Origin of the sequence: Gilliamella sp. W8128, from assembly GCF_016100545.1 — a bacterium.
Classification (GTDB): Bacteria; Pseudomonadota; Gammaproteobacteria; order Enterobacterales; family Orbaceae; genus Gilliamella; species Gilliamella apis.
On sequence record NZ_JACFSE010000002.1, the window covers coordinates 147,865 to 161,668 of the forward strand.

The 13,804-nt window shown below is 34.9% G+C and carries 10 protein-coding genes; 2 read left to right on the forward strand and 8 right to left on the reverse strand.

Annotated elements, in window-relative coordinates; genetic code table 11:
• Positions 1-10: 10 nt before the first annotated feature.
• The 7 genes from H3U97_RS02330 to uxaC all read right to left on the reverse strand — a co-directional run bounded on the left by H3U97_RS02330 (position 11) and on the right by uxaC (position 10,232).
• On the reverse strand, positions 11-1,129 hold the full coding sequence (locus H3U97_RS02330) for a glycoside hydrolase family 172 protein (protein ID WP_065577591.1): 1,119 nt from the start codon (positions 1,127-1,129) through the stop codon (positions 11-13).
• A gap of 56 nt (positions 1,130-1,185) precedes the next feature.
• Positions 1,186-2,439, reverse strand: a complete 1,254-nt coding sequence (locus H3U97_RS02335) for an oligosaccharide MFS transporter (RefSeq protein ID WP_198197890.1) — start codon at positions 2,437-2,439, stop codon at positions 1,186-1,188.
• A 317-nt stretch (positions 2,440-2,756) separates the two neighbouring features.
• Positions 2,757-4,079 carry a glycoside hydrolase family 28 protein gene (locus H3U97_RS02340; RefSeq protein WP_198197892.1) on the reverse strand — a complete coding sequence of 441 codons (1,323 nt, stop codon included), beginning with the start codon at positions 4,077-4,079 and terminating at the stop codon, positions 2,757-2,759.
• A gap of 111 nt (positions 4,080-4,190) precedes the next feature.
• Complete coding sequence (locus tag H3U97_RS02345) at positions 4,191-5,705, reverse strand: MFS transporter (RefSeq protein WP_086360246.1); 1,515 nt, start codon at positions 5,703-5,705, stop codon at positions 4,191-4,193.
• Between the two features lie 90 nt (positions 5,706-5,795).
• Positions 5,796-7,295 (reverse strand): UxaA family hydrolase, encoded by a 1,500-nt coding sequence (locus tag H3U97_RS02350; protein ID WP_198197894.1) that lies wholly within the window; start codon positions 7,293-7,295, stop codon positions 5,796-5,798.
• Between the two features lie 13 nt (positions 7,296-7,308).
• On the reverse strand, positions 7,309-8,772 hold the full coding sequence (locus H3U97_RS02355; protein WP_198197897.1) for a tagaturonate reductase: 1,464 nt from the start codon (positions 8,770-8,772) through the stop codon (positions 7,309-7,311).
• Positions 8,773-8,819: 47 nt separating this feature from the next.
• Positions 8,820-10,232, reverse strand: coding sequence for a glucuronate isomerase (gene uxaC, locus H3U97_RS02360; protein ID WP_198197899.1), 1,413 nt, complete (start codon positions 10,230-10,232; stop codon positions 8,820-8,822).
• A gap of 263 nt (positions 10,233-10,495) precedes the next feature.
• Between uxaC and exuR the strand changes: the two genes are divergently transcribed.
• On the forward strand, positions 10,496-11,272 hold the full coding sequence (exuR, locus tag H3U97_RS02365; protein WP_065577597.1) for a transcriptional regulator ExuR: 777 nt from the start codon (positions 10,496-10,498) through the stop codon (positions 11,270-11,272).
• Positions 11,273-11,402: 130 nt separating this feature from the next.
• On the opposite strand, the gene lolA is transcribed toward exuR, so the two are convergent.
• Positions 11,403-11,996 carry an outer membrane lipoprotein chaperone LolA gene (gene lolA / locus H3U97_RS02370; RefSeq protein WP_065577598.1) on the reverse strand — a complete coding sequence of 198 codons (594 nt, stop codon included), beginning with the start codon at positions 11,994-11,996 and terminating at the stop codon, positions 11,403-11,405.
• Positions 11,997-12,181: 185 nt separating this feature from the next.
• On the opposite strand from lolA, the gene H3U97_RS02375 reads away from it, so the two are divergent.
• Entirely contained in the window at positions 12,182-13,516 is a 1,335-nt protein-coding gene (locus H3U97_RS02375; RefSeq protein WP_110453750.1) for a replication-associated recombination protein A, read from the forward strand.
• The last annotated feature ends 288 nt before the right edge of the window (positions 13,517-13,804 follow it).

Genomic DNA, 13,804 nt, shown 5'->3' on the forward strand with positions numbered 1-13,804 from the left:
CACCTTAATATTAACGTGGGGTGCGTTGTTGTTTATTTGGGAATACTGGATTGTTATTCACCGATGGACTTTGATACCAATAAGCAACACTAGCAATATCATCACAACGTTCATACAATCTGATATCATCATTACCGATTTGTTGAAACGCCAATTTGATATTTTTGTGGAATGCAATTGGATCTGGAAGATGCCAACGGTATAAACCATGCATTGGTAAACCATCGTCACCAAAACCATGTACAGGATTAGAATCACCCGTTTGGAAAAAGTCACGCGTCGCATCACGGTTTGTTTGATAAGGGTAACCCATAAACATCGTTTGGAAACATTTTGCTTTTGGACGTCCTTGACTATCTCGGTTATGAAATGCCCATGCACCACCAAAGTAATCTTCGGAACCGGTTGAATGTTGGGTTGGATATTCACCATCATCATCAAGATAGAATTTAAATTCACCTTCACCCCACCAATAACGCTCTAATGCAGTAAGGGCTAAGTAGGTACCGACATAATAGCCGTAGCCTTGAACATTATCTAATATAACATAATCTTGTGCATAATTAGTTACACGTTGACGACGCCATTGTGCATGGAAATAAAGCGGATTTTCAAACGGTTTTGGCATTAACGCATAATTAATGGTAAAGAAGAAATGCTGTAAATCAGCTTCATGTTCATTATGAATCTCAATTCGCGCTTTTTTATTAAATGGCATTCTAAAATAACTATTAAAACCACCGGTTGGATTAACCACAATTGGCATTGAATTTATATCACATCTTGCACCAAAACCATTACAGAAAAAGTCACCAATTGGACTTTCTACTGAAGGAACTGTTTCATCATCCCAATAAATACGAATAACCACATCACGCAATACAAAACTACCTCGATGCGTTCTATCGGTTAAAGTAAACCACATATGACGAATCTCAGCAGGACCAGTAATTTCAGCAATAGTCACTCTTTCACCCGCTGCAATTGAAATACAGCCTTGCCCTTTTCGACCAGGTCCTAAAGCACTAGCTTTCATACACGATTTACCCTTTTCGCCAGTCATATTTTCTGGAGAAATTGTTCTGGTTTGTTCAAAGTTAAACTGTGTTACTGAATTAAATATATTCATTTTGTATCCTCAATATTTTTTATCAAATACTATTTATTAAATTACTAAAATCTGTTTTATGATTTAATGTTGTCTTCAAGCTTAGGACTATCTAATTTTTTATCACGGCTTAAGAAGAACACTGCAAAAATCATAAAGGCTAAAACCACTAAACCTAAGTTATTAAAGGTGGTTGCTGAACCATGAATATCATAGAAATTACCAACGAAGGTAGAGAACAAGATCACACCGACAGAACCAGCAACTTGATAACCTATTAAAAATACGGTAGCAGAGAGACGAGCGTTAAAATTATTATCAATATATTTAAACACTGACACTAAAATGGTTGAGATTTCTAAGCAGTGCATCAATTTTATTACTGAAATAATAGCAATGCTTTCGACATGCCCAGTTAAGAAGATTCGCGTAGCGGAAATAAAAGCAGCAAAGATTAACGCATTTTTTGCCCCTACTTTGTTAACCACAAATGGCACACAAAACATAACCGCAGCTTCTAAAAAGACCTGAAATGAATTTAAAATACCGTATAAGCGATAACCATCATTCACATCTTCAAATTGCTGAGTGAAATAAACCGGGAATAATTGTTGGTCATAAATGTTGTACAAGCTATAAGTTCCGAGAACATAAACAACAAATATCCAGAACTTTTTCAATGCAAATACTGAAACAATTTCGTTAAAACTTAACTTTTCTTTCTTTTGAAATACTACCGAAGATGATTTGCTTAAATCAGGCTTGAAATTAAGATTGAGTATCATAAAACAGATACCTACAACTGAAGCTGCCCAAAAATTTAGATGAGGATTAATGCTTATTAAATTACCGGCAACAAACGTACCAGCAGCATAGGCAATACACCCCCATGTACGACATTGTCCAAATTCAAAGTTAAACGCTCGACTTATTTTTTCACAGTATGAGTCGATTAACCCCATACCAGCAATCCAACCAAAGCCAAGAAAGAAACTACCAAAAATAACACCAGCATAAAAATTATGTCGCAATAGTGGTTCATAAACATAAATTAACGCCGGTGCAGCACAAGTTATAATGATACTTTGAAACCAAATAAGATGTTTCTTAAGCACAAGTTTGTCTTGATAAACACCATAAATGATCATGATGATCAATGAAATTAAATAGTTAAATGAATAGATGATACCGGTTTGCTTTGCAGTTAAACCAATCTCTTTACTAAGCCATATTGCATAAAAAGAAAAAACAAAACTACCAGCTGCGTAATACATAATGCTATAAAACGAAGCAAACCAATAAGTTGGTTTTTTATAAAATGCACTTGTCATAATTTATCCTATAAAGAGTTAAGCACTAATTTGAGTATGAATAGCTAAAAATTTAGCTTTAACGGCTTTATTAGATAAATGTGATCAACTTCAAAGTAATTTTATTTTTAGTAAACGGGTTAATTGGTAATAAGTAGAAATAACATTAATAAACAGTATGTTATTCAAATTACTGAGAGGTGAATAAAAATTACAATTTAATTAAAAGAGTCAAATGTGTCGATTTAAGACTTAAAAAAATAGCTAAAAATGCAATTAGCCAATAAATAAAAAAATAACCGCTAATAATAAACTAGCGGTTATTTCAAATATCATGGTTAAGCCTTTAAGCTAATTAATTTACCATCTTGCTTAACAAAAGATTGATTAACATAAACATCTTGACTATTTTTAACACATAGTGGCTCACTGGCTACATTATCAATAATGACGTTATTAAACAAAACACTTTGCGCATTCTCAATAAAGAATCCTTTACCTGCTTCTGGTTTTACATCTTTAAACATATCGACCTCACCAGCTTGTGCATTTAATTGCATTGAAACCCGGATATTATCAAAAGAGATATTCGAAATTGGCGATTCAGGGATGCCATATAAAAAACCGGCATAAGCACGTACATTTTTAGCAATAATGTTTGAAAAACTGATGTTATGGCAAGCTGGAGTTGCTTCATTTATTGGCATCGGCTCTTTATTCCAAACAATAGGATCATTCCCTTTCGGACCACAATAGTAGTAATAGTTCATCACAAACGCAGAGAGAACTTCGTCCATAACAATATTACTAAATGTGATGTCAGAAATTGTTCCACCTCGACCTCGGCGAGTTTTAAACCTGACTCCGCGATCAGTTTTTTGGAATACACAATTAGTAATCGTGACATTACGGATGCAACCACTCATTTCACTGCCAAGAACCACCGCACCATGACCATGAATCATATTACAATTAGTAATCAAAATGTTTTCACATGGACTTTTTTCTGCTGTTTCTTCAGTGCCAGCCTTTATCGCAATACAATCATCGCCAACATCAATATAACAATTAGAAATTCTCACATTACGACAAGATTCAGGATTAATACCATCGGTATTGGGTGAATCAGCTGGGTTAAGAATCGAAATATTATCGACAACGACATTATTTGATTCCATCGGATGGACTGTCCAACTCGGTGATTGGGTTAGAAAGACTTTTTCAATAGTAACTCGTTCACAGAAATCAAAACCGATTAAATAAGGTCGTGGGTATTTAAGATTGCTTCGATCATGACGAAATATATGCCACCACTTTTGACCATTTCCGTCAATCTTACCATTGCCGGTTATAACCACATTTTTGATATTTTGACCATATATACACGGCATATACACATCTTGCTTAACCCCTTCCCAACGAGAATTAACCACCGGATAATCCTTAGCATCATCAGAGAAGAGTAAAGTTGCTCCTTGTTCAATAACCAATGTTAGGTTACTACACAGCTTAATTGCTCCAGTAAAATAGGTACCAACAGGAACAATTAGCGTTCCACCACCTAATTGTTCAATATGCCCAATTGCTTTGGCAAAAGATTGAGTATTTATTGATTTGCCATCACCAATAGCGCCAAAATCTTTTACAGATATAGTCGTCATAAGTTTGTCCCTTCTATATTTACAAACATTAACCTTGTAATTTGGCTCTAATGTTTGCTGTTGCATTGTATAACCGCAGGATCAGCAGCCTGATCCTGATAAATATATTCTTTATTTGGTTGTGGTCTCTTTTTGCTTAAAGCCAATATTATTATTACCAAAACATTTGTCGTAAGCGATCCCTGATAGTTCTTCAACCACTTTTCGGGTTTCAGGTGTAACATCTTCCATTTTGCCACCTTGGCGGATACGAGCAACTTCATTAATAATGATGGAGTGAGTCGCGTGATCAAGTTTCATTCGCCATGCAAAGAATGCACCAATTAAAGCCATGCCAATAACACCATATAAAATAATGCCATTAATTGCATCAATCGCACTTTGTGGTTGAATATGTGATTTCGATTCAAATCCATAAGCACTTAATATCACACCAAGTACAAAAACAATTGAAGCTCGAACTAATTTACCGGCCATCGTCATTGCACCTGCATATACTCCTTCACGACGACGATTGGTTACCACTTCATCTACATCCGCAAGGAACACATATACACTCCAAGGAATATAGTAAACACCACCAGTTCCTAAACCAAACCAAATGGTAATACCCACTACAAGCCAAGTAATATGCGGTAGATTAAAGTAATAGATACCGACATAACCTATCATTGATGAGACAACAATTAATAGAGCGATAATAAAAGGTTTTTTAAAGCCTTTTTTGGCACAATACATCATAAAAAAAGCAGTGGAAACTAACTGGCAAATACTACTTAATGAATTCATTGAAGCAACAAATGAACGTGGTTCACCGAGACTAAAAACAATGAAATAGGTAAATACCGCTGTAAATAACCATTCAGCACCAAAACCAAATAAATACATGCCTAAATGTGTTCTAAATGTTTTAATACGGAAGGTGGATAGAATATCAATAAACAGCTTTTTGATAGCCTCAAAAAAGCTATGAACTGACTCGTCTTTTACCTCATCTTTAGGTTTTTCCCAGCTATTACAATACAGCAAAATTAACGCTAACATCATAATAGTTGCATAGGTAATTCCGGTTAATAAAAATGGGGTTGCTGATTCTTTACTATAAAAATAAAAAAATACACCGGGAATTGCCGCCCCTAAGAAGTTCGCTACTTTACCAAACATCGCTTTTGAACCAGTTAAATAAGTGCGCTCCGAAAAGTTAGAGGTCATTTCTACCGGTAATGTATTAAATGGAATCATAATGCTGGTATAAATAATCTCAAATAAAATATACGTTATGAGGTAATACCAAAATCCCATACCATCGATCCATAGCATAGGGTAAATAACCATTAGAGGGATGCCAATCAAAATAAAGAATCGCCGCCGACCAAATCGTTGACCTATTTTAGTTTGATAAAAATTATCAGTAATAAAGCCCATCAATGGATTGAGAATGACATCAAGATAAGTGGCAATTGAAAAAATTAGTGCAGCTTGTACCACACTTAATCCACAAAAAGTGGTATAAAAATAGAGCAACCAAGCACCGCTAATCGCTAATGCTCCACTACCTATTAAATTACCACTACCATATGAGAATCTTACTAACCATGTAATTTTATTCTCTTTTTTTTCGTTCATAAAAGATACCTATATTATTTTAAAAAAAAGGGTCCCCGCATTAAGTCCCGCAGGACTTAATGTCATAGGTATTAACTATTGAATTTATGCCTAGAGAGTTACGCCGCTTTTTAAGATGGCTAAATTCCTGAAATTATTGATTTCGTTTCGAGTTTTTTCGCCACTAGCGATCAGAGCAATCTGCTCAATAAACTCTAGCAACAAAGATTGCATGGACACACCTTGTATAAGCTTACCGGCATTAAAATCGATCCAATTGGCTTTCTTGTCGGCCAATTGGGTATTAGTTGCAATTTTCACTGTTGGCACAATTCCACCATAAGGCGTACCTCTTCCCGTAGTGAAAAGAACCATGTGACATCCAGCAGCCGATAAAGCCCCAGTAGCTACAGCGTCATTACCTGGTGCACTTAGTAAATTCAAGCCATGTTTAGTTAACATTTGACCATATTTAAGGACATCAATAACTTCACTGCCGCCCGCTTTTTGGGTACATCCCAGAGACTTTTCTTCTAAGGTTGTAATCCCACCAGCCTTGTTACCAGGAGAAGGATTTTCATAGATAGGTTGATTATTTGAAATAAAATACTGTTTGAAGTCATTTATCATATCGACGGTTTTATCGAAAGTAGACTCATCAACACAATGTGACATTAAAATATTTTCAGCACCAAACATTTCTGGCACTTCAGTAAGTACACTTGTACCACCATGAGCAACAACATAGTCAGAAAAAAGACCGAGCATTGGATTGGCTGTAATGCCAGAAAAACCATCTGAACCACCGCACTCCAAACCAAATTTCAATTCACTTAAGCGCCCTAATTGGCGTTTATCTTGTTTCATAATCGCATAAAGCTCTCTCAAGTGAACCAATGCTGCTTCCACTTCATCGGTTTCTTGCTGAGCAATTAAAAATCTAACTCGAGATTCGTCGTACTCTCCTAAATCAGCCTTAAATTCTGAAACCTGATTATTTTCACAACCAAGTCCTATTACCAATACAGCGCCAGCATTAGGATGTTTAACTAAATTTTGTAATATAGTTTTAGTATTTTGATGATCTTGTCCTAATTGAGAGCAGCCATAAGGATGTTCAAGTACTGTAATACCGTCGATATCTAATTGATTATTTAACTCATCACAAAATTGTTTAACAATTTGTTCGGCGATACCATTAATACAAGTGACAGTTGGAATAATCCAAAGTTCATTACGAATACCAACTTCACCATTGTTACGTCGATAAATTTGCACTTCTTTATCAGCTATCTCGTGCAACAACTCATTTTTTGATAAAGTAGGTTGATATTGGTAATCATTAATATCACTTAAATTGGTTTTCAAATTATGCGAATGAATATGCTCACCCGCTTTAATTAAGCGGGTAGCATGGCCTATTGGTAAACCATATTTAATAATATTTTCATTTTGCTCAATATCGATAAGCGCAAACTTATGCCCTTGTTTAATCGGCTCTTGTAGGTCAATAACCTGCCCATCAACGACGATATTTTTTTCATGTGCTTCTAAATCAGATAATGCCACACCGACATTATCTTTATTATTGATTTTTATATATTTAACCATTAAATCACTCATGTTATTCGCTACCAACAACACATTTTTCAATTGCTTGACGCATCCCCTCTTCGGTTATGACAGTTAAATAGTGTGTTAAAGTTTGTGCTAATTGAGGAATACTTAGTAGATCGTGCTGCCAATGAGCTGTATCACCTAATACAACTTGAACTAAATCTTCTAATGAACTTTTGCCTTCAGCAATGGCTGTCCAGCTATTATTAAAACGTTGTAACCAAATTGCATCATCTTGTAATGGATAGTTTTGCCCATTACGTACACCTCGATAAAATGCAATTAATGCCGCAAAAGAGAAGACCAAATGTTTAGGTAATGTCCCTTTCTCTTGCTGATAATTGATTAATTGAGGAAGAATACGGGTTTTAAACTTAGTCATACTGTTTAAGGCAATTGACATCAATTGATGTTCAATAAATGGATTTTTAAAACGACTAATAACAGACTGAGCAAAATCAACCAATTCTTGATGAGGTAAATCTAAAACAGGAATAATTTCCTCAAAAATAGTCTCTTTAATATAAGATAAGATCTGTGGATCATTCATTGATTCACCAATAGTATCAATACCCGATAAATAAGCAACAGGCACTAAAGCGGTATGGGCACCATTTAAAATGGCCACTTTACGCTCTTTATATGGTTTGATGTCGTCAACAATTTTGATATTTATATCGCATTTATCAAGGCATAGTTTTTCAGCTAACCATTGTGGTCCTTGAATAACAAATAGATAAAAATATTCCGCTGAATCAATAAAATTATCTTTATAGCCCAATTCAGCTTCAAGTTCAGCAATTTGCGCTTTCGGATAACCTGGTACGATTCTATCAACTAAAGTCGAACAGAATAAATTATCATTTTCAAGCCAGTTTATGAATTTGTCTGACAAGTTCCATTGGTTGGCATATTTCAGTACTAATTTTTTAAGTGCATCGCCGTTATAATCAATTAATTCACAAGGGATAATAATCAAACCACTTTCTTTACTACCCGCAAAGTGAACAAATCTTTCATATAAAAAAGCAGTTAATTTAGCTGGATAGCTAGTTGCAGGTTTATCGGTTAATTGGTCACTTTCAACATAACTAATTCCTGCTTCAGTCGTATTTGAAAAAATAAATTGAATATTTGGATCTTTTGCTAACTCAAGATACTCATCATATTGAGTATACACATTGATTTCATTATTCACTGAACGAATCAGCCTAAACTCTTTTACGGCTTGATTTTGTTCATTTAACCCACGAACTAATGTGGTATATAAACCATCTTGGATACTCAATGATGGCGGAAAATCGGTATTTAATGGACGCACCACAACCACACCAGCATCAAGTTCGGTTTTCTCGTTAAGAATATCTAATTGCCAATCTAAAAATGCCCGTAAAAAATTACCTTCGCCAAACTGAACAACACGTGTCGTATATTTTGCTCCCGGAAAATCATTTCTATTTAATGTTTTCATTACTCTAACTCTTATTTAATTACTCTAATTACAACGACTTAATACTCTTAACTCAATTCAATACCAAAATAGTTTTTAGCATTATCAAAACTAATATTTTTAACCATTTGACCTAATAATTGGATATCACGAGGAGCTTCACCATCTTCAACCCAACGTCCAATCATGCGACATAAAATACGTCTGAAATATTCATGGCGTGTATAAGATAAGAAGCTACGGCTATCTGTTAACATACCAACAAAACGACTTAATAAGCCAAGTTGGGCAAGCTGTGTCATTTGACGAATCATGCCGTCTTTTTGATCGTTAAACCACCAACCAGAACCAAATTGCATTTTTCCTTGAATACCAGCACTTTGGAAGTTACCAATCATAGTGCCTAGAATTTCATTATCAGAAGGATTTAAACAGTATAAAATTGTTTTAGGTAGCGCATCTTGTTTAGCTTGGGCATCTAATAATCGAGAAAGAGGCTGGGCAATCGGTGAATCATTAATAGAATCGAATCCAACATCTGGCCCCATTAAATTAAACATTCTGGAATTATTATTACGCAATGCGCCAATATGATATTGTTGAATCCATTGACGTTTGTGGTATTCAACACCTAAAAAGATAAGTACTGCCGTTTTAAATTGAGCAACTTCTTTAGCGGTTAAAACCTCACCAGATAAACGTTTAGTTAAAATGGTATCCAACTCTTTTTCAGAGGCTTCTTCATAAACAACAGTATCTAATGCATGGTCGGAAATCTTACAGCCATGAGCAGCAAAATGGTCCATACGTTTGGATAATGCCTGGCAAAGCGCTTGAAAGTTAGAAATTTCCACGTCAGCTACCGCAGAAAGTTTTTCCATATATTGGGCAAAAAATTCAGAATCAATATTAAATGCTTTATCTGGACGCCAGCTTGGTAAAACTTTAACCTCAAATGAGCTATCTTCGGCAATAGTTTTATGATGAGCTAAATCATCAATAGGATCATCGGTGGTACCAGCCATTTTAACATTCATTTTTTTCATAATGCTACGAGCTGAAAACTCTGGAGTGGCAAGCATTTCATTACAACTATTCCAAATTTGCTCTGCTGTAGTTGGTGATAATAAAACATTATCAATTCCAAAAGGACGACGAAGTTCTAAATGAGTCCAATGATATAAAGGATTACCAATGGTATGAGGAACAGTTTCCGCCCAAGCCTTGAATTTGTCTAAATCACTCACATCAGTACCAGTACAAAATTTTTCAGCAACACCATTGGTACGCATTGCGCGCCATTTATAATGATCACCTTTTAGCCATATGTCATACAAATTTTTAAATTGATAATCGTTGGCAATTTGTTCTGGTGGTAAATGGCAGTGATAATCAAAAATTGGCTGTTCAGCCGCATAGTCATGATAAAGTTGACGAGAAAATTCAGTATCAAGCAAAAAGTTTTCAGTTAAAAAACTCATTTTATTCTCCAAAAAGCAGTGATTAACTAGTAAGTTTAGATGTCAATATTTTGTCTTATATTAACATATAAGACAACTTAAAAAGTTGACATACATCACATAATTAACCCATACCCATAATATATAAATGGATATTTTTTTATTGAAAGTTAGCTGACAAGTATGTTTATTTGAAAAAATTACAGTAATATTATTTAACTTAGCGCAATTAGATGTTATTTTAAAAGTCTGAGAAAACTTAAAGGAATTATGCCAACTTCACCATGACCCAAGAACAGAACGAATATCAACGACTTTATCAAGTAATCGCAACTGAACTTAAGAATCGAATTATTAATGGTATTTATCCAGTTGGCAGTAAATTACCTTCCGAAAGATTAATTTGTGAAGAGTTAAAAGTTAGCCGGGCAGTAGTCAGAGAAGCCATTATCATGCTTGAAGTTGAAGGTTATGTTGATGCACGTAAAGGGTCTGGCATCCATGTAATTGCTAATAGTTTGCAAAATAATATTATTACCGCCTCACAAGGTTTAAATTTTTCGACTACAGGCCCCTTTGAATTACTACAAGCTCGGCAACTTATTGAAAGTAATATCGCCGAATTTGCCGCCACTCAAATTACTAAAGATGATATTGTTAAACTTTTAGAAATTCAGCATAACGCCAAAAAAGAAGATCATTATCGAGATTCTGATTGGGATTTAAAATTTCATACTCAAATTGCAATGATTACCCGCAATACTGCTTTGATCACAATTGTTCAAGAAGCATGGCAGCAACGGACATTAAATCCTTTATGGAAAAAACTTCATGAACATGTACAACAACAAGATATTGAAAGTTGGTGGGATGAACATGATAAAATTTTAGAAGCACTAATTAATCGAGATCCTAAAGCGGCTAAATTAGCTATGTGGCAACATTTAGAAAATACCAAAAAAATGTTATTTGATGCAGCTAGCGAAGATTTCGAAACCAAACGCGACCACTATCTCTTTTCTGATAATCCAGTTATTAGTATTAATGAAACGGAGCATTGAGAGAGTTAGTAAATAGCCAATTTAGCAGCACAGCTTAAAAACAACTAATAAGCAAATTAAAACACTTTGCATTAGTAGGCAAAATGTTTTAATTTCGTGAATCAGAAAAAATTAGATATTACTAAAATTATTAGCGTTGATCGTCAATTGTTACCCCAGCAGGTGGTGTAAACTTGAACTTATCCATCGTAACTTTGCCTAAAGTTTGGCGAGATAAATCATAAAAGCTGCGCTGACCATCTTCTTCAATAATCGTGAAATTAGAAATCATGCCGGTTGGTAAAACCGAAATAACAAAATCTTGATTAGAGCCATCAGTCGGTTTTAAGGTAAAAGAATCTTGTTTACGTGTAACATTATAGGCATTCCAAATTGGATTATGGCTATCAGTAATTAGTAACATTAAACGATTATCTACTGCTTTTTTCAAACTCATTACACTCACTTGCTCAACGGCTGGAGTGTATACCCACATATTAGTTCCATCAGAAATAATGGAAGTTTCATCAGGTTCAGTCATCGTCCAATTAAAATAATAGGGTCTTGTCACCCATAAATCACCTTTTCCTTGTTGAACTGGTTGCTTATCAGCTGTTTTCACATCTTGTGAAAAACGGGCATAAAATCCATCAATTTTAGCTAATCGTTCTTGTAACACCTCTTTATCGCCTGCCCATGCAGAAAGACTTGTAAGTAACCCAATTAACATTAAAAACTTCTTCATTACCAATCCTTATGTATTTTGTGTAATAAAATATATTCAACAATCATCTATTTTAATAACTAATTTAGTTCAAAATATTACCGTTTTTCTGTTAGCTGTGGAAGATATTTTCTTTTCTTTTTCACTATTATTAGTGAAGCGGTATATAATAACCATATTTTGTAATTACGGGTATATAGTGCACCATGCCTAGTCTCTCTTTTGAATTTGGTTCAGATGAATTTAAACCTTTAGCTGCAAGGATGCGTCCACGAAATTTATCAGAATACATTGGTCAGAGCCAGCTACTGGGTAAAGATAAACCTCTACCTAAAGCCATTGAGGCGGGTCATCTGCATTCAATGATCCTGTGGGGACCGCCTGGTACAGGAAAAACCACCTTAGCAGAAATTATTGCCCATCATGCCAACGCTAAAGTTGAACGTATTTCAGCGGTTACTTCTGGCATAAAAGATATTCGAGAGGCAATAGAAAGGGCAAAAATAAACCAGCAATCTGGTGTTAGAACCATCTTGTTTGTTGATGAAGTCCATCGTTTTAATAAAAGTCAACAAGATGCATTTCTACCTTATGTCGAAAATGGTACAGTAACCTTTATCGGAGCAACAACTGAAAACCCATCATTCGAATTAAATTCAGCACTTTTGTCTCGCGCGAGAGTATATTTACTAAAATCACTGACCAATAATGATATTGAGCAAATTTTACAACAAGCTATGGATGATACTGATCGGGGTTATGGTAACTTAAATATCACATTACCTGAACAAACTAAACAACAGATTGCCGAGTTTGTTGGTGGTGATGCAAGGAGGGCATTAAATACACTTGAATTATTGGTTGATATGTCCGATGGTCAAGCCCTTACACCAGAATTACTAAAAGAAGTCATTGGCGAGCGTAGTGCAAGATTTGATAATCAAGGCGATCGTTTTTATGATCTGATCTCAGCTGTGCATAAATCAATTAGAGGCTCTGCACCTGATGCCGCACTTTATTGGTATGCCAGAATCATTTCGGCTGGTGGTGATCCACTTTATGTTGCCCGTCGATTATTAGCAATAGCTTCAGAAGATGTTGGCAATGCCGATCCAAGAGCAATGCAAGTAGCACTAGCTGCTTGGGACTGTTTTACCCGAGTGGGGCCAGCTGAAGGCGAACGCGCTATCGCCCAAGCAATCGTTTATCTTGCTTGTGCACCGAAAAGTAATGCTGTTTATCTTGCATTTAATCAAGCAATGAAAGATGCTACATCTCAGCCAGATTATGATGTGCCAGAACATCTACGCAATGCACCTACCCAATTAATGAAGAATTTAGGTTATGGAGCTCAATATCGTTATGCCCATGATGAACCTAATGCCTTTGCTGCTGGTGAAAACTATTTTCCTCCAGAAATGGCGGCAACTAAATACTATTATCCCAACCAACGAGGAGCTGAAAAAAATTACGCAGAAAAATTAGCTTGGCTAGAAGATCAAAATAAAGCGAGTAGTATTCAACGCTATAAATCGAAATAAAATTAGTAATGTAATTTTAATATTTTTTATCAATTGAAATTACATTTCATTTATTACTAGGCAAACTATAAGTTATCGATAATCCCAGCGTTCTTATCCACATAAAAAATAAACTAATCTTAAAAAGCGTTGATATAAATCAAAAACAAAAAACCTATATTTTACAAAAACTTAATTAAAGAAACTAATATCAATTTAATGAATTAACAATCGTTTACAATTATTTGTTAGCTATAAACTATCATATAAAATATAATCAGATGTGAAATCTTATACGCAAAAAACCTT